This is a genomic window from Kitasatospora sp. UYEF31 (assembly GCF_057291755.1).
The window spans coordinates 18,642-34,546 of record NZ_JBXAWK010000032.1 but is presented as its reverse complement, the minus strand read 5'-3'; the positions used below and the strand labels follow the sequence as shown (position 1 = coordinate 34,546).

Below are 15,905 nucleotides of genomic sequence, written 5' to 3'. Positions count from 1 at the left end.
CCGGACCCCGTCGGGGGTCCGGGCCTCACAACGCTTGAATGTGGTGCAGATGAGGATTGTGAGAAGCCCCAGACTCAGACAGCCAAGCGGACCATGTCGGCCTGCGGGCCCTTCTGCCCCTGCGAGATCTCGAATTCGACTCGCTGCCCTTCCTCAAGCGACCGGTACCCGTCCATCTGGATCGCGCTGTAGTGGACGAAAACGTCCGCACCACCGTCGACCGCGATGAAGCCGTACCCTTTTTCCGCGTTGAACCATTTGACGGCGCCCTGAGCCATTCCGAACTCCCCTGCTGCTTACTGACCCTTTCACAAAAGCTGCGCTGCACAGCCCCGGGTCGTCCCCACTGTCACCACGTGCCAGAACCAGTACGTGGAACTGTCCGACCGCGGCTGAATGTATCCGGATGGGTGCCCGCTGCAACAGGTCAAACGGACGAGAATTCCAGCGAAGTCAAAACCTCCCAAAAGCGGCATAGGCAAACTATTGCGGCATATACCTACGGGATATTTACCGCATACCGTGCCAAGTCGGATGCAATCTCACAGGCCGGCGGTCCGGCTGCTTTCCCGGAAATACCAAAAGGCCGAAAACTGGCAGGTTACGCACCGCGTTGTCCGATCTCTCGCACGTCCACCCGGCTTAACCGGAGCGCTCAAGAGCGTTCGAGCACTCCGCCCTTCCCCTCCGACACTTGCATCACACATGGAAAATCCGCCGCACAGTCACGCTGTGCGGCGGATTCCCTATTGCGCATTCGCTTTGATTACCGAGCGTCAGCAGACTTCCCTGACGCGGCCCGGCCCGGCCCCCGCGGCCACCGCCTGTATCCACCCGGGGACCCAGCCCCCGGCCCTTCGGACAAAGCCCGCGGCCCGGCCTCAGCCCCCCGCGACCGCCGGGATGATCGAGATGTTCGCGCCCGCCGGAGTGGGCGTCTGGAGGCCCTCCAGGAAGCGGACATCGTCGTCGTTCACGTAGATGTTCACGAAGCGGCGCAGCTTGCCCGCGTCGTCGAGGACGCGCCCGGCGATGCCCGGGTGGCCCTTCTCCAGCGCGTCGATGATCTCGGCCAGGGTGCCGCCCTCGGCGGTGACCTCGGCGGAGCCGCCGGTGTAGGTGCGCAGGATGGTCGGGATGCGGACGGAAACGCTCATGGTTCTCTTCTCCTCAACAGCAACGGCAACGGCAGGGTGCGGACGGAAGCTCAGGAGTCGAGCCCGGCCTGGCGGAAGGCGTCCAACGTGGGACGGATCGTCGCGGTGACGCCCGTGGTGGGCACGATCGCGTCGAGTGTCTTGAGGCCGTCGCCGGTGTTGAGGACGACGGTGGTGGCCTCCGGGTCCAGCTTGCCGTTCTCGACGAGCTTGCGCAGGCATCCGACGGTGACGCCGCCGGCGGTCTCACCGAAGATGCCTTCCGTACGGGCGAGCAGCTTCATGGCGTCGACGATCTCGGCGTCCGTGACGTCCTCTACGGCACCGCCGGTGCGGTTGCAGATGTCGATGACGTACGGGCCGTCCGCCGGGTTGCCGATGGCCAGCGACTTGGCGATGGTGTTCGGCTTGACCGGGCGGATCGTGTCGTGACCGGCCTTGAAGGCTGCGGAGACCGGCGAGCAGCCCTCGGCCTGGGCACCGAAGATCTTGTACGGCTTGTCCTCGACCAGGCCCAGCTTGATGAGCTCGCGCAGTCCCTTGTCGATCTTCGTGAGCTGCGATCCGGAGGCGATCGGGATCACGAGCTGGTCGGGCAGTTCCCAGCCAAGCTGCTCGCAGATCTCGTACGCCAGGGTCTTGGAACCCTCGCCGTAGTACGGGCGGAGGTTGACGTTGACGAAGCCCCAGTCCTCACCGGCGGGGTCGCCGATGAGCTCCGAGCAGAAGCGGTTGACCTCGTCGTACGTGCCCTCGATGGCCACCAGCTCGCCGCCGTAGACAGCCGCGGTGACGACCTTCCCGGCTTCGAGGTCGGAGGGGATGAACACGCACGAGCGCAGGCCCGCCCTGGCCGCCGCGGCACCGACCGCGCCGGCGAGGTTGCCGGTTGAGGAGCAGGACAGCGTGGTGAAGCCGAACTCACGTGCGGCCTCGACGGCGATGGCCACCACGCGGTCCTTGAAGGAGTGCGTGGGGTTTCCGGAGTCGTCCTTCACGTACAGCGTTTTGATGCCCAGCTCGCGGGCCAGGTTGTCGGCCTTGACCAGCTTGGTCCAGCCCGGGTTCAGGTTGGGCTTGGAGGCGACGTCCGCGGGGACGGGCAGCAGCGGCGCATAGCGCCAGATGTTGTTCGGTCCCGCTTCGATCTGCTCGCGGGTGACCTGGCCGAACTCGTAGGCGATCTCGAGGGGGCCGAAACACTCTTTGCAGGCGAACTCCGGGCCGAGCGGCGAACGGGCGCCGCACTCCCGACAGGACAGGGCCACTGCGGGGCCGAAAGCGGCCGAAGTGGCCGTGGGGGTTGCAACGATCGTGGCGGAAGCCATGGCGAAGCCTTTCCTCTCCTCATCTTCCCCTCGACGTGTTCGCCGAGAGCCGGAGTTGGCACCAGTCCAGACCGTCGACCGGACAGGAAAATGTCACAGTCGGTGATCGGATGGTTGCCGGGGCTTCTACGGGCCGGTCCCTCTGCCCCTCTGGATGAGCTCTATGACGGTTCCGATCCCCGGTCTCCGGGGGTGATCCGTGTTTGTCCGACCTGACGTGCGATCGTCGTAGGTCGTGGCGAAGACTGTAACCGACACCCGGTCCGCGGATCATCAGGGTTCCGGTACGTGGGACGCGGATCGCCGTAAAGAGGACAGTGACCGTACGGATCCAGCCAGCCGGCAGCCGTCCGGGACGCGCCGGGAACCACCGGGGACGAGTAGGGGAAGAACGACGTGCTGCCCGAGGTGAGCCGCTGGCTCGAGCGACGCTCCTCCACCGCTGCCCAGTGGCCCGTGGACCGGCTCGTCGACGCCAAGCGCGCGTCCGGGACGCGGATCAGCCTGGTGCTCCCGGCACTCGACGAGGAAGCCACCGTCGGGGAGATCGTGCGGGTCGTCCGCAAAGAACTGATGGAGGCGGTCCCGCTCGTCGACGAGCTGATCGTCATCGACTCCGGATCGGCCGACCGGACGGCGGAGGTCGCCCTGGAAGCCGGGGCGCACGTCATCGCCCGCGACGACATCCTCCCCCGCATCCCCGCGCGGCCCGGGAAGGGCGAGGTTTTGTGGCGGTCGCTGCTCGCCACTTCCGGCGACATCGTCGCGTTCGTGGACGCCGACCTGCGGGACTTCTCCGCCGACTTCGTCACCGGCATCCTCGGACCGCTGCTGACCGACAGGTCCGTGCACCTGGTGAAGGCGATGTACGACCGGCCCCTGGAGATCGGCGACACGGTCGTCCCCGCGGGCGGCGGCCGGGTCACCGAGATCGTCGCGCGTCCGCTGCTGAACATGTACTGGCCGCAGCTGGCCGGATTCGTCCAGCCGCTGGGCGGCGAGTACGCCGCCCGCCGCTCACTGCTCGAACGCCTCCCCTTCCCGTGCGGCTACGGCGTCGAGACGGCAATGCTCATCGACACCCTGCATCTGGTCGGCCTGGACGCGATGGCGCAGGTCGATGTGGGGGTGCGCCACCACAGCCACCAGGGCGACCTGGGCCTGGGCCGGATGGCCGGCGAGATCTGGCAGGCCGCCGCCGAGCGCCTCCACGCCGACGGCCGGATGACCCAGAACCCGGGCGAGCTCAACACCGTCTTCAGCCAGTTCGAACGGACCGAGGACGGCTTCCAGCCGCGCAGCACCGACATAACCGCGGTGGAGCGGCCGCCGATGGTCACGGTGCCGGAATACCGGGCCCGGCAGGCCCTGGCGGGCTGAGCGGATGACCCCGGTGGGGCACCCGAGCACAGTGGGCGCTCCATACGTTCGCAGGCCGAACAAGAATCGAACAACCAACCATTCGCTTAAGTGAAGCGAAGGCGAAATCCTTCAACGGGCTGGGTATCGTCAATACGGTGCGGTGGTGGTCAGCCAAGGACGTCACCCCAAATCCGATATCGCCGCCGCTCCGGACCGAGCCCGAGCAGCAGGCATGGCAGTCAACTACGCCAAGAACGGGCACCGCTGGGGATGGGTGGTCTGCGCCCCCTGCGGCGAGCGTCTCCCCGTCTGGGGAACGCCGAGGAGCCCCGGCAACGAGGCCAACAAGATCGATCGATTCGTCAACCGGCATTCCCACTGAGAGGAGACAGCAGTGGCCGACTGGAACTTCGAACTCACTCTGAACCGAAATCCCACCGACGGTGAGATCGACGCCATCTACGAACACCTGGGTGAAGGCGACTGCACCCCCACCGTGCGGGACCGCGGGCCCGCGACCCTGTAGTGCGACCGGGAAGCGGACACCCTCCTCGACGCCGTCGCTTCCGTCTTCCACGGGCTGCGCCAGATCCCTGACCTGCGTGCGGTCGGCGTCGTCCATCATGACGATGTGACCCTCGGCGAAGCCGCCCAGCGGCTCGGCACCACCGTGCAGTCACTGCACAACTACTCCATCGGGAAGCGCGGCCCCGGCGGTTTCCCCGCTCCGCTCGCCACGGGTGGGGTGAGCTTCTATTCGTTCCATGCCATCGCCGAGTGGATCCGCGACAGTCTGGGACGGGAAGTCCCCGAAACCCACCCCGAGTTGATCATCGCCGACCTGCTGATCCGCGCCTCGGTCCTGGGTGAACAAATCAATCGCTCCCCCAAGCGGTTCTTGCGGCAGGCGACCTGAGGCAGCCCCCACCACACCCCCCGGTGTGACCGATCACGCGATTACACCCCCGACCTGCCGGTTATGGTCCCCCCTATGAGCACTCCCCCCACCGCACAGGTCCTGGTCGCCTCCAACCGGGGGCCCGTCTCGTTCACTTCCGAGGACGACGGCTCGCTGTCCGTCAAGCGCGGCGGCGGTGGTCTGGTGTCGGGGCTGTCCGCGGCCACCGGCGGCTCCGACACCGAAGCGGTGTGGGTGTGCGCCGCACTGGCCGACGCCGACCGGGAGGCCGCGCAGAAGTCCCCGGGGGGCCGGCTCGACCGGGGCGGGTTCGACGTGGGCGGTGCGGCGGTGCGGATGCTCGACATAGACGAGCAGACCTTCACCCGGGCTTACAACGGCATCGCCAACTCGACACTGTGGTTCGTCCACCATCTGCTTTACGACACTCCGCTGATGCCCGTCTTCGATCGGGAATTCCGTACGGAATGGTCTTCTTATGCGGCCTACAACCGGGCCTTCGCCGAAGCACTCGCCGAAGAGGCCGCACAGGGCGCACGCGTCGTCGTGCAGGACTACCACCTGACGCTGGTCCCCGGCATGCTCCGTGAGTTGCGGCCCGACCTGCGGATCGGGCACTTCTCGCACACCCCGTGGGCACCCGCCGACTACTACCGGATGCTGCCGGACGATGTCGCGCGCGAAGTGCTCGAAGGCATCCTCGGGGCGGACCGGGCCGGGTTCCTGACGCACCGTTGGGCACGGCTTTTCCTGGACTGCTGTGAATCCGTACTCGAATCGGCCGTCGACCGGGAGGCGATGACTGTCACGCACGCCGGCCGTACGACGGTCATCGGTGTGCACGGACTCGGCGCGGACGGCGACTTCCTGCGGGACCGCGCGGCGCAACCTGATGTGGAGGAACGGCTCACCGCGCTCAGGGAGTTGGTCGGCGGGCGGAAGACGGTCGTCCGGGTCGACCGGACGGAACTCAGCAAAAACATCGTGCGCGGCCTGCACGCCTTCCGAGACCTGCTGCGGGCGCGGCCCGAGTGGCGGGACGACGTTGTGCACGTCGCGTTCGCCTATCCGTCGCGCCAGGACGTGCCGGAGTACCGCGCCTACATGGACGAGGTCCGGCGGGTCGCCGACGAGGTGAACGAAGAATTCGGTACGGCCGACTGGCTGCCCGTGCTCCTGCGCACCGACGATGACTTCGCGCGCTCGCTCGCCGCGTACCGGCTGGCTGACGTGGCGCTGGTGAACCCGATCCGGGACGGCATGAACCTGGTCGCCAAGGAGGTCCCGGTGGTGTCCGACGCCGGGTGCGCGCTGGTGCTGTCCCGGGAGGCCGGGGCGTGCGAGGAACTGGGCGCCGACGCTCTGGTGGTCAATCCGTACGACGTGGTCCAGACCGCCGAGGCCCTGCACGAGGCACTGTCGATGGACCCGGCCGAGCGACTTGAGCGCACCAAGCGCCTTGCCGCGGCAGCGACTTCCCTGAGTCCGCAGCAGTGGTTCCTGGACCAGCTGGACGCGCTGGCCTGAGCCGGGCCCGCTGTCCGGCTCACAGTCGGGCTCACAGTCGGGGCCACCCCCTGGGCCGGGGCCACAGCCGAGCCCGTGGTCAGGTCGCCCGGAAAAGCATTTAAATGGACAATGTCCAATCTGAGTGACAGAGTGGAACCTGTCGGCCCGTCCGGTGTTCCCCCCAGACCGGGCGGGCCGACCACCAATCCACGGTCACACCGGAAGGGGCACCCCCATGCCTGAGCAGCGCACCCTGACCACCGAGTCGGGCGCCCCCGTCGCCGCGAACCAGTTCAGCCAGTCAGCCGGGGCCGGCGGCCCGCTGCTGATCCAGGACCAGCAGCTGATCGAAAAGCTCGCCCGGTTCAACCGCGAGCGCATCCCTGAGCGCGTCGCCCACCCGCGCGGCTCCGGCGCGTACGGGCACTTCACGGTGACCAACCCGGACATAGCCCAGTACACCAGCGCTGACTTCCTCGGCGAGGAAGGCCGCCGTACGGAGTTGTTCCTGCGTTTCTCCACCGTCGGCAACAACCTCGGCTCCGCCGACGCCGTCCGTGACGTGCGCGGCTTCGCGGTGAAGTTCTACACCCGCGACGGCAACTACGACGTGGTCGGCAACAACACTCCGGTCTTCTTCCTGAACGACCCGGTCAAGTTCCCCGACTTCATCCACACGCAGAAGCGCGACCCGCAGACCGGAATGCCGTCGGACGAGAACAAGTGGGACTTCTGGAGCCTGCACACACCGTCGCTGCACCAGGTGACCATCCTCTTCAGTGACCGCGGCATCCCCGCCTCCTACCGGCACATGCACGGCTTCGGCTCGCACACCTTCCAGTGGGTCAACGCCGCGGGCGAAGCCTTCTGGGTGAAGTACCACTTCAAGACCGACCAGGGAATCAAGAGCCTCACCGACGCCGAAGCGGGCGAACTGCTCGCCCGGGACACCGACTCGCACCAGCGCGACCTGCGCGACTCGATCGGGGACGGCGACTTCCCGTCCTGGTCGCTGAAGGTGCAGATCATGCCGGTGGCCGAGGCCGCGACCTACCGCTTCAACCCGTTCGACGTCACCCGGACGTGGTCGCAGCAGGACTACCCGCTGATCGACGTCGGCACGATGGTCCTGGACCGCAACCCCGAGAACGTCTTCGCCGAGGTGGAGCAGTCGGCCTTCAACCCGGCCAACTTCGTACCCGGCATCGGTCCCTCCCCGGACCGGATGCTCCAAGGGCGCCTGTTCGCGTACGGCGACGCGGCCCGCTACCGCATCGGCGTCAACCACACCCTGCTGCCGGTCAACGCCCCGCGTGCGACAACGGCCGACAACTACGGCCGGGACGGTTCGATGGCCCTGAACACGGCCGGAGCGCAGAAGAACTACGAGCCGAACAGCTTCGGCGGCCCGGTGCAGTCCGACCGGCCGCTGTGGGCTCCGGTGCGGGTGGAGGGCGCCGCGGGCACGTTCCCTGTCCCGGCGCACGCCGAGGACGACGATTTCGTGCAGGCCGGTGACCTCTACCGGCTGCTGCCCGTGGACGAGCGCGCCCGGCTGGTGGCGAACATCGCCGGGAGCCTGGGCAACGTGGACCGTCAGGACATCGTCGACCGGGTGCTCGACCACTTCACCAAGGCCGACCCGGAGTACGGCGCGGGCGTCCGCGAGGCCGTCAAGGCCGTCAAGGCCCACCGGAGCAACACCGCCCGGAGCTGACGCTGCTCGGAGCTGACACGGCTCGGAGCTGACGCTGCTCGGAACTGACGCTGCTCGGGGCGGGCCTGGCTTTCGGCCACCCACAACCGCTGGCCCGCCTCGCGGTGCGCGTTCCGTACGGGAGACTCAAGGCATGGCTTCGACAACCGATCAGGCCCCGTACGACCCCGCCGCCCGGCTCCGGGGGGCGGGGCTCAAGGCCACCGCCCCCCGGGCCGCCGTGCTCGGCGCGCTGGCCAGGCTGGGCGGGCACCGTACCGCCGACGAGGTGCGCGACCTCCTCGCCGCCGACGGCGTCGCGCTCCCCCGGTCCAGCGTCTACAACATCCTGCGGGACCTCACAGAGGTCCACCTGGTGATGCTCGCGGACGCCGGGCACGGTGCCGCGCTGTACGAACTGGGCGGCACATGGCACCACCACTTCGTCTGCACCCGGTGCGGGGACGTCAAGGACGTCGACTGCGTCGTGGGCGCCAAGCCGTGCCTGGACGCGGGGCCCGGCTTCGGCCGGATAGACGAAGCCCAGGTGATCTTCCGGGGTGTGTGCCCGGCTTGCCTGGCGGTGGAAAACCGGTAGCGACTACACGCCGAGCCGGTCCGCGAGGTCGGCGAGGAGCGTGGCGAGCCCGGCCGGGCCGTCCACGATCAGGTCCGCGCGTTCAGCCAGTATGTGCACCTCTTCGGAGCCACTGCACACGTTGATGCCGTACCGGCCCTCGTGCGCGCGGAACGCGCTCACCTCCTCGAACGCCGACAGGTCGCCGAGGTCGTCGCCGCCGAACAGTACGGTGTCCACGGCCCGTCCGGTCAGGTAGGCGTTCAGCGCCCGGCCCTTGTCCATCCCGGCCGGGCGCAGTTCAAGGACGAACCTGCCGGGTTCCAGGACCAGTCCGTGCGCTGCCGCCAACTCGGCCAGCGGGTCGCGGAGCCGCCGGAAGTCGCCGTCCGGGTCGGCGGCCCGCCGGGTGTGCACGGCGAGCGCGCTGCCCTTGTCCTCGATGGAGATGCCCGCGTCGGCGCTGAGACCGCGCAGCAGGTCCGGGAGCAACTCCCGCACCGCCGCGACGCCTACGGGCACGTCCGGCGCGGTGACCCGCCCGGTGCCCGCGTCCCAGCGCTCCCGGCCGTAGTGGCCCAGCACCACCAGGTTTTCAAGGCCGGGTGTCCCGGCGAACCCGCCGTACTCGACGGCCAGCGCGGCGGGCCGCCCTGTGACGATGACGACCGAGTCGAGTTTCGGCGCGATCCTGGCGAGCGCTTCGACGGCGGCGGGTTCGGCCCGCGCCGCCGCCGGATCGTCCACGATCGGCGCGAGCGTGCCGTCGAAGTCCAGTGCGACCACGGCTTTGCCGGGCCGGTCGAGCAACGCGTCGAGGGCGGCTTTTCCTTCTACGGTCCTGAGCCGGTGCTGGTCCATGTGACCAAACATATCCATCTAGCGCGCCATCGAAGGCTTCACGGGACGTTCGGCCGGGGCGCTGCCGTCATCCTCGACGAGGACCAGACTCAGTCGGTTACGGGACAGCCCGGCGAAGGCCGGCTTGACCCGGTGCACATCGGGGAACTGCGCTGCCAGTTCGTACGCTGCCTCCTCCTGGCCCACCGGGAAGTACACCGTCGTGGCCGGAACCCTGCCCTTGAACTTGCCACTGCCGGACACACCCCAGCCGCCGGCCTCCAACTGCTGCACCATGCGGTCGGTGCGGGCCTGCCCGCCGTCGAGGTCGAGCACGGCGACCTTGATGTCGCGGGCGGCGGGCGGCGGACCTGGCGCCGGAACTGCGGCGGGGACCTGCGGTTGCGCGGCCACCGGCGGCCCGGCGGGTGCCGGTGCGGCGGAGACCGTCGAGGTCACCGCGGCGTCCGCGGCCTTGTGCCGGTCCCGGCCCTCATGGTTGTTGGTGGCGGCGATGACGGCCACGAGGGCGACTGCACTGAGGGCCGCCGCGGTGGCGACGACCGTGCGGCGGCGGCGCGGGTCGGCCGTGGGCCGTTGGGGCACCTTGCCCGTCTGGAAGTCGAAACCGGCGAACGGGCCGGGGACGACGCAGGACGGAATGTCGTCGTACGGGTCGTCATCCGCGTCAGGCGCGGCGGATTCGCCCGGTGGGGTTCCTGGTCTGCCCGTGGGCTTCGCGGGTCTGATGATGGAACGGACGGCGACCGCTTCGAGTCTGCGTTTGCGCCACGGCACCTGGGCGGGATCCGCCTGGGGCGGCTCGGCTGTGCTCAGCTCGACTGTGCTCGGTTCAGCCACGCTCGGTTCAGCCACGCTCGGTTCAGCCACGCTCGGCTCGGCTGTGCTCGGCTCGCTCGACTCGCTCAGGGCCGGCTCGGCGGGTTCTGCTTCCAGGACGGATTCCGGCACAGCTTCCGGCCCGGTTTCCGGCTCCCCCGCCGCTCCCGCGGCCGATCCGGTCACCGCGGCCGCCGGTGCCGCCGGTGCCGCCGTCGGCTTGGGCGGCGGTTCGACGGGGCGCGGCCCGCTCTGCCCGGTGTTGTGCCAGACCTCTGGGCCGCGGCCGAAGCCGGGGAAGCTCTCGTACTCGTCGTCATGGGAGCGCATAGCGTGACTTACCCCTACCGTGTGTTCGAGCGGTTACGGTACGTGTCCATCATGAGATGTGCGTGTTGTGCGCAGATCGCGTACGGATGCCCTGTGGTGTTTCGGGACGGCGGCTCTCAGTTGCTGGAGCGGGCCTGGCGCCGGGCGTCACGCAGGCGGCGCAGCCGCTGGACGAGCACCGGATCGTACTCCAGGGCTTCTGCCCGGTCGATCAGCGCGTTGAGTGCCTGGTAGTAGCGCGTCGGGGATGTCTCGAAGACGTCCCGTATCGCCCGTTCCTTGGCGCCGGGGTGCTTCCACCACCGGTGCTCGAAGACCAGGATCTGCTTGTCGTGTTCGCTGAGGCCCGACCCGGCGGAACGCGGCGCGGGCACGGCTGTGGCCTGGGTGTCCGTCAGGTCTTCACCGTCCACTGCTGGCCCTCCCCCGCTGCGTTGTTTTACGAGTGTGTCCGTTTCGACCTGGACTGCCATTGTGTACGGGGTCACTGACAGAGCCAGCCGACACTCCGCGCGTCCGTTCGGATTCACCCATCGCGAAGAACCGATCGTCGTACAGATATTGTGCGCGACATGTCGATCAACCCCGGCTCCGCCGCCCCTGGACTTGTACAGAACATCCCGAGTGCCGCACTCGAACCCGACCCGCTGGACCCCGCGCAGGTCGTTTCGGGGAACCCTGAGGTCAGCGGCCTTGTGCTGGCCGAGTCCGAATCCGTCGTACGGGGCATCTGGCAGCACACGCCGGGTGTCTCCACCGACACCGAGTCGGACGAGATGTTCGTGGTGGTCAGTGGCCGGGCGATGATCGAGTTCTTCGCGGGCGACACCGACGAGGTCGAGTCGAAGCTGGACCTGGGTCCGGGTGACGTGTGTGTCCTCACTGAAGGCGCGCGGACCCGGTGGACGGTCTACGAGACGCTGCGTAAGGCGTACGCGATCCAGCTGTAGAACCGCGAAGGGACCGCCAGGCCATCGGCCGGGCGGTCCCTTCATCGTTCTGACCAGTTATTTCACAGATCCCGCGGTCAGCCCCGAGACCACGTGCTTCTCAATGAAGATGAACAGGATCACGACCGGCACCACGGCGACCACCGAGCCGGCGAAGAGGTACTGCCACTGCACCTCGTACGCGCCCATGAACGAGTTGATTCCGACGGTCAGCGGCTGCTTTTCCGGGGTGGTCACCAGCGTCAGCGCGACCACGAACTCGTTCCACGCGGCGATGAAGGTGAAAATCACCGCGGTGACGATGCCGGGCAGCGCCAGCGGCAGGGTGATCCGGCGCATCGCGCCGAAGCGGGAGGAGCCGTCGATCATCGCGGCCTCTTCCAACTCCACCGGGATCGCCGCGAAGTACGCGGTGAGGATCCACACCGAGAAGGCCAGGTTGAAGGCCCCGTTGACCAGGACCAGGGCCCAGTACGAGTCCAGCAGGTCGAAGCTGTAGAACTCGCGGTACAGGCCGACGAGCAGTGCTGTGGGCTGGAACATCTGGGTGACCAGGACCAGCATCAGGAACGCACCGCGACCGCGGTACCGCTTGCGTGCGGTGTAGTACGCGGCGGGCAGTGCCACCGCGATGACCAGCACCGTGGACAGCGCGGCGACGACCAGCGACACCTTGAGGTTGTCGCCGAGTTTCGACTCGCTCCATACGTTGACGAAGTTCGACCATTCGAACTTGGACGGGAGGTAGCCGTCCTTGGTCAGTTCGTTGCTGGGCCGCAGTGCGGCGATTCCCATCTCCACGTACGGCAGCAGGAACAACAGAGCGATGGCCCAGGCGACCACCGCGGTGACCGCCTTGCGGGCCGGGCTCGCCCCGAGGTTCCGGCGCCGGGACGGCTTGGCCGCGCTGTCCGCCCGCACTGCCGGGGAGGACTTGGCCATGTCCACAGTGCTCATGCGCCTTCCTCCTTGTTCCAGCGGCTGACCTTCAGGAAGAAGCCGACCAGGATGATGACCAGCAGGAAGTTGACCACCGACATCGCGGCGCTCTCGCCGATGTCACTGGCCTTCAGCTGGTACATGAACACCGTGGTGGTGGCCGTCTCGTAGCCGGGGCCGCCGTTGGTCATCCCCCAGATGATGGGGAACGAGTTGAAGACGTTGATCAGGTTGATCACGATCGCGACCATGACGGCCGGGCGGAGCAGCGGCAGCGTGACGCTGACGTACGTCCGCCACGTCGAGGCGCCGTCGATGCGGGCCGCCTCGTACACGTCGCCGGGGATCGTCTGCAGACCCGCGAGCAGGGTGTACGTGGTGAACGGCAGTGAGACGAACACGGCGACGGCGATCATCCACGGCATCGCCGTGGACGGTTTGCCGAGCCAGTCCTGACCGTGGTCGATGAGGTGCAGGTCGACCAGGAGTGTGTTGATGACGCCGTGTCCGTCGTGGAGCATCCAGCGGAAGACCAGCGCGGTCATGAAGATCGACGCGGCCCACGGCACGATGAGCGCCCACCGGGCGTACCTGCGCCCGGGGAAGGTCTGGTTGAACAGCTGTGCGAGGGCGAGCGAGATCAGCACTGTGATGAAGACGACCACGAGGACCCACACGACCGTGTTCTTCAGAACATGGGCGAAGTCGGGCTCGTTGAAGAGGTTCTCGTAGTTCTTGGTGCCGTTGGAACCTTTGACCAGGCCGCTCTTGCGGATCCGCAGGAACGAACTGCGCACCATCTCGACGACCGGCCACAGCACGACGACCGCGATCAGGAGGACGGCCGGGCCGATCCAGGGCAGGGGGCCGAGGGCCCGGCTCAGCCGCTTTGTGAGCGACGGCCGGGCCCCGGTGGGGATCTGTGACACGAGGAGTCGTTCCTACTTCTGCTGCGCGACGGCTGCTTCAGCGTCCTTCTGGAGCTGGTCCAGAACTTCCTTGGGCGACTTGCCGGAGACGGCGGTGCCGAGAGTGGTCTTGATCTTCGGCGAGACGACATCCCAGGCGACGTCGTTCAGCGGGTAGAACTTCGCGTTCGGCAGCTGCTCGATGAACGGCTTGAGGTCGGCGTTGGCCGGGTCGGCGTTCATCTTCGCGCTGACCGACTTGGTGACGGGCGCGAACGAGTTGTCCACCTGGAACTTCAGCTGGTTCTCGGTGTTCATCGCGACGTCCATGAAGGCCTTGATCTGGTCCTTGTGGCCGCCCTTGTTGAACGCCATCAGCCAGTCGCAGACACCGAGGGTGTCGGTGAGCGGGCCGGCCTTGCCGGGGATCGGCGCGGTGGCCCACTTGACGTTCGGGTACTTCTTCTTCAGCTGCGGGAGCATCGTCGGGTGGCCGTTGGCCATCGCGACCTTGCCACCGTAGAAGTCGGTGAAGACGTCGGCGCGCTTCTTGGTCCCCGGGTTGGGCTCGGTCAGGTTGGTCTTGACCAGGTTGTCGTTGATCCAGTTCAGGGTGTCGACGTTGGCCGGGCTGTTGACCGTGTACTTGTCACCGGTCTTGTACGCGCCGCCGTTTCCGAGGAACCAGTTCATGAACTCGCCCTGGGCCTCTTCAGAGCCGAGCGGCAGGCCGTACGGCACCTCGACGCCGGCTTCCTTGAGCTTCCCGGCATCGGCCTTCAGCTCGTCCCACGTCTTCGGCGGGTCGGTGATGCCGGCCTTGGCGAAGAGGTCCTTGTTGTAGATCAGGCGGCGGGCGCTGGAGGTGAAGGGGATGCCGTACTGCTTGCCCTTGATGGAGGCGGCGGGCGTGAACGACTCGATGAGGTCGGACTTCACGGCGGGCGTCAGGATGTCGTCGGCCGAGTACAACAGGTCGTCCGCGACCTTGTCGGCGTAGCCGCCGGTCTGGAGGATGTCCGGCTGCTGGCCGTTCTGGATCATCGTGGCGACCTTTTTGTCGATGTCGTCCCAGCTGACGACATCGAGTTTCACGGTGATTCCGGGGTACTTGGCGTTGAAGTTCTTGATCACGCCGTCCCAGTACGCCTTGGTGCTTCCGTCACCGGCGCCGTAGTCAGCGGCGACCATGCTGATCGTGCCGTCCTTCGGCTTGGCCGCATCACCGGCCGCCGGGGTGCCTGCCGCCGGCGGAGTGCTGCTGCCGGCCTTGTCGTCCTTGTCGTCCGACCCGCCACAGGCGGTCAGCATCAGGGATGCAGCCAGACCCATCGTCGCCATCGCCGTCAGGCGGCCTTTTGTCCTGAGGTTCACCATGATTACCGCCTTCATCGCCACTGAGCCACTGCCACTGAAGCTGTTCCTGAACGGGGTGCACGGGGCTGCTCGATGCTGCGTACAGGATGTTCATCGGGCAGTGTTTCGCGCAGTAGCGAGCATGTTGGCCGAGTACCTGGGGGCAGTCAACAGTTTCGCTCGGAAAAGGTCTATACCAATCGGGTCACGGCCGAGTCCGACGTTCCGGTCAGACGGTGAGCACCTGAACCCCCGCCTCAACAAAACGGGCGACCATTTCCGCGGGCGCGCCAATGTCCGTGACTAGGACATCAATTGCTGAAGTGGGGCAGATTCGGGCAAAGGATCTGCGGCCGAGCTTTGAGGAGTCCGCGACAACGACCACTTTGGCCGCTTGCGTAACCATCAATTGGTTAATGTCCGCTTCGCCTTCGTGATGGGCGCTCGCGCCGTGCTCGATGTCGACCGCGTTGACCCCGATGATCGCGATGTCCAAGGCGACCGCGTGCAGGATCCCGGTGGCCAGCGGACCGATCAGTTCGTACGATTGCGGCCGGGCCACCCCGCCGGTCACCACCAGTTTCACCTGCTGCCTGACGGTCAGCTCAGCGGCGATGTTCAGCGCGTTGGTCACCACCGTGAATGCTGGCGATCCCTCAGATCCGTGCAGGTCAGCACGTGTTACCAGGGCGCGGGCGACCTCGGTCATGGTGGTGCCGCCGTTGACCGCGACCGCTTGTCCGGGCTGCACGAGGTTGGCTGCGGCGGCGGCGATCCTTTGCTTCTCGGTGGCGTGCTTGGCGACCTTGTAGCGCAGCGGCAGGTCGTACGAAACGCTGTGCGCGACCGCGCCGCCGCGGGTCCGGGTCAGCATCTGCTGCTGGGCCAGCTGGTCGAGGTCCCGCCGGATGGTGGCCGCGGAGACGTCCAGCGCCTCTGCCGCGTCCTCGACGTCGAGTTTCCCGTGCTTGGCGAGCAGCTCCAGGAGCGCTCCCCATCGGTCGTACCTGCCCACGAAATCCCCCTCATTCCCCGCGATCACCGCACTTGACGGTGCGCCAGAGACCGTACGGCACGTGCAGCTCGATACGGGCACAGCATGCACAGCATTGTGTTTTCCTGTTCTCAACTGCTATTCAATGAACACAAACGAGCATCACTCGTCATTCGGTGGCCTACCACTCACCTGCGGAA

General features: G+C 67.3%; 18 protein-coding genes and 1 riboswitch. Of the genes, 8 read left to right on the top strand and 10 right to left on the bottom strand.

The genetic code is table 11. The annotated features are described in order from the left end of the window. Nucleotides 1–74: 74 nt before the first annotated feature. From AC0Z36_RS17390 to thrC, 3 genes are all read right to left on the bottom strand, one after another. The gene (locus tag AC0Z36_RS17390) at nucleotides 75–278 is read right to left on the bottom strand and encodes a cold-shock protein (protein WP_485463819.1); all 204 of its coding nucleotides are present in this window, start codon (nucleotides 276–278) and stop codon (nucleotides 75–77) included. A gap of 603 nt (nucleotides 279–881) precedes the next feature. Continuing rightward, nucleotides 882–1,157, bottom strand: a complete 276-nt coding sequence (locus AC0Z36_RS17385; RefSeq protein WP_485463818.1) for a MoaD/ThiS family protein — start codon at nucleotides 1,155–1,157, stop codon at nucleotides 882–884. A gap of 50 nt (nucleotides 1,158–1,207) precedes the next feature. Continuing rightward, nucleotides 1,208–2,485, bottom strand: a complete 1,278-nt coding sequence (gene thrC / locus AC0Z36_RS17380) for a threonine synthase (RefSeq protein ID WP_485463817.1) — start codon at nucleotides 2,483–2,485, stop codon at nucleotides 1,208–1,210. A 16-nt stretch (nucleotides 2,486–2,501) separates the two neighbouring features. Beyond that, nucleotides 2,502–2,646: riboswitch (SAM riboswitch) on the bottom strand. 235 nt (nucleotides 2,647–2,881) lie between these two features. Here thrC and AC0Z36_RS17375 point away from each other — a divergent pair. The 7 genes from AC0Z36_RS17375 to AC0Z36_RS17345 all read left to right on the top strand — a co-directional run bounded on the left by AC0Z36_RS17375 (nucleotide 2,882) and on the right by AC0Z36_RS17345 (nucleotide 8,569). Further along, entirely contained in the window at nucleotides 2,882–3,865 is a 984-nt protein-coding gene (locus tag AC0Z36_RS17375) for a glucosyl-3-phosphoglycerate synthase (RefSeq protein WP_485463816.1), read from the top strand. Between the two features lie 214 nt (nucleotides 3,866–4,079). After that, nucleotides 4,080–4,229, top strand: a complete 150-nt coding sequence (locus AC0Z36_RS17370; RefSeq protein ID WP_485463815.1) for a hypothetical protein — start codon at nucleotides 4,080–4,082, stop codon at nucleotides 4,227–4,229. 12 nt (nucleotides 4,230–4,241) lie between these two features. Then, the gene (locus tag AC0Z36_RS17365) at nucleotides 4,242–4,373 is read left to right on the top strand and encodes a hypothetical protein (protein WP_485463814.1); all 132 of its coding nucleotides are present in this window, start codon (nucleotides 4,242–4,244) and stop codon (nucleotides 4,371–4,373) included. Nucleotides 4,374–4,478: 105 nt separating this feature from the next. Further along, entirely contained in the window at nucleotides 4,479–4,763 is a 285-nt protein-coding gene (locus AC0Z36_RS17360; protein ID WP_485463813.1) for a hypothetical protein, read from the top strand. 75 nt (nucleotides 4,764–4,838) lie between these two features. Next, complete coding sequence (locus AC0Z36_RS17355) at nucleotides 4,839–6,293, top strand: alpha,alpha-trehalose-phosphate synthase (UDP-forming) (RefSeq protein ID WP_485463812.1); 1,455 nt, start codon at nucleotides 4,839–4,841, stop codon at nucleotides 6,291–6,293. 217 nt (nucleotides 6,294–6,510) lie between these two features. Continuing rightward, entirely contained in the window at nucleotides 6,511–7,992 is a 1,482-nt protein-coding gene (locus AC0Z36_RS17350) for a catalase (protein WP_485463811.1), read from the top strand. A 133-nt stretch (nucleotides 7,993–8,125) separates the two neighbouring features. After that, complete coding sequence (locus tag AC0Z36_RS17345) at nucleotides 8,126–8,569, top strand: Fur family transcriptional regulator (protein WP_485463810.1); 444 nt, start codon at nucleotides 8,126–8,128, stop codon at nucleotides 8,567–8,569. Nucleotides 8,570–8,572: 3 nt separating this feature from the next. Here AC0Z36_RS17345 and otsB read toward each other — a convergent pair whose 3' ends face one another. The 3 genes from otsB to AC0Z36_RS17330 all read right to left on the bottom strand — a co-directional run bounded on the left by otsB (nucleotide 8,573) and on the right by AC0Z36_RS17330 (nucleotide 10,971). Beyond that, entirely contained in the window at nucleotides 8,573–9,409 is an 837-nt protein-coding gene (otsB, locus tag AC0Z36_RS17340) for a trehalose-phosphatase (RefSeq protein ID WP_485463809.1), read from the bottom strand. Between the two features lie 18 nt (nucleotides 9,410–9,427). Further along, on the bottom strand, nucleotides 9,428–10,558 hold the full coding sequence (locus AC0Z36_RS17335) for a LytR C-terminal domain-containing protein (RefSeq protein WP_485463808.1): 1,131 nt from the start codon (nucleotides 10,556–10,558) through the stop codon (nucleotides 9,428–9,430). A gap of 116 nt (nucleotides 10,559–10,674) precedes the next feature. Next, a complete protein-coding gene (locus AC0Z36_RS17330; RefSeq protein ID WP_485463807.1) occupies nucleotides 10,675–10,971 on the bottom strand; it encodes a DUF3263 domain-containing protein in 297 nt (98 codons plus the stop codon). A gap of 159 nt (nucleotides 10,972–11,130) precedes the next feature. Here AC0Z36_RS17330 and AC0Z36_RS17325 point away from each other — a divergent pair, with 159 nt between their 5' ends. Beyond that, nucleotides 11,131–11,508, top strand: a complete 378-nt coding sequence (locus AC0Z36_RS17325) for a cupin domain-containing protein (RefSeq protein WP_485463806.1) — start codon at nucleotides 11,131–11,133, stop codon at nucleotides 11,506–11,508. Nucleotides 11,509–11,565: 57 nt separating this feature from the next. Here AC0Z36_RS17325 and AC0Z36_RS17320 read toward each other — a convergent pair whose 3' ends face one another. The 4 genes from AC0Z36_RS17320 to AC0Z36_RS17305 all read right to left on the bottom strand — a co-directional run bounded on the left by AC0Z36_RS17320 (nucleotide 11,566) and on the right by AC0Z36_RS17305 (nucleotide 15,726). Further along, nucleotides 11,566–12,465, bottom strand: a complete 900-nt coding sequence (locus AC0Z36_RS17320) for a carbohydrate ABC transporter permease (protein ID WP_485463805.1) — start codon at nucleotides 12,463–12,465, stop codon at nucleotides 11,566–11,568. Then, a complete protein-coding gene (locus tag AC0Z36_RS17315; RefSeq protein WP_485463804.1) occupies nucleotides 12,462–13,376 on the bottom strand; it encodes a carbohydrate ABC transporter permease in 915 nt (304 codons plus the stop codon). Before AC0Z36_RS17315 ends, AC0Z36_RS17320 begins: the two co-directional genes overlap by 4 nt. Before the next feature lie 12 nt (nucleotides 13,377–13,388). Beyond that, complete coding sequence (locus tag AC0Z36_RS17310; protein ID WP_485463803.1) at nucleotides 13,389–14,732, bottom strand: extracellular solute-binding protein; 1,344 nt, start codon at nucleotides 14,730–14,732, stop codon at nucleotides 13,389–13,391. Between the two features lie 208 nt (nucleotides 14,733–14,940). Beyond that, nucleotides 14,941–15,726, bottom strand: a complete 786-nt coding sequence (locus AC0Z36_RS17305; RefSeq protein WP_485463802.1) for a DeoR/GlpR family DNA-binding transcription regulator — start codon at nucleotides 15,724–15,726, stop codon at nucleotides 14,941–14,943. Nucleotides 15,727–15,905: the final 179 nt, after the last annotated feature.

Coding starts and splice junctions, on each gene's coding strand:
- AC0Z36_RS17355 (WP_485463812.1), top strand. CDS start 4,839: ATGAGCACTCCCCCCACCGCACAGGTCCTGGTCGCCTCCAACCGGGGG.
- otsB (WP_485463809.1), bottom strand. CDS start 9,409: ATGGACCAGCACCGGCTCAGGACCGTAGAAGGAAAAGCCGCCCTCGAC.
- AC0Z36_RS17325 (WP_485463806.1), top strand. CDS start 11,131: ATGTCGATCAACCCCGGCTCCGCCGCCCCTGGACTTGTACAGAACATC.
- AC0Z36_RS17370 (WP_485463815.1), top strand. CDS start 4,080: ATGGCAGTCAACTACGCCAAGAACGGGCACCGCTGGGGATGGGTGGTC.
- thrC (WP_485463817.1), bottom strand. CDS start 2,485: ATGGCTTCCGCCACGATCGTTGCAACCCCCACGGCCACTTCGGCCGCT.
- AC0Z36_RS17390 (WP_485463819.1), bottom strand. CDS start 278: ATGGCTCAGGGCGCCGTCAAATGGTTCAACGCGGAAAAAGGGTACGGC.
- AC0Z36_RS17385 (WP_485463818.1), bottom strand. CDS start 1,157: ATGAGCGTTTCCGTCCGCATCCCGACCATCCTGCGCACCTACACCGGC.
- AC0Z36_RS17350 (WP_485463811.1), top strand. CDS start 6,511: ATGCCTGAGCAGCGCACCCTGACCACCGAGTCGGGCGCCCCCGTCGCC.
- AC0Z36_RS17310 (WP_485463803.1), bottom strand. CDS start 14,732: ATGGTGAACCTCAGGACAAAAGGCCGCCTGACGGCGATGGCGACGATG.
- AC0Z36_RS17345 (WP_485463810.1), top strand. CDS start 8,126: ATGGCTTCGACAACCGATCAGGCCCCGTACGACCCCGCCGCCCGGCTC.
- AC0Z36_RS17335 (WP_485463808.1), bottom strand. CDS start 10,558: ATGCGCTCCCATGACGACGAGTACGAGAGCTTCCCCGGCTTCGGCCGC.
- AC0Z36_RS17320 (WP_485463805.1), bottom strand. CDS start 12,465: ATGAGCACTGTGGACATGGCCAAGTCCTCCCCGGCAGTGCGGGCGGAC.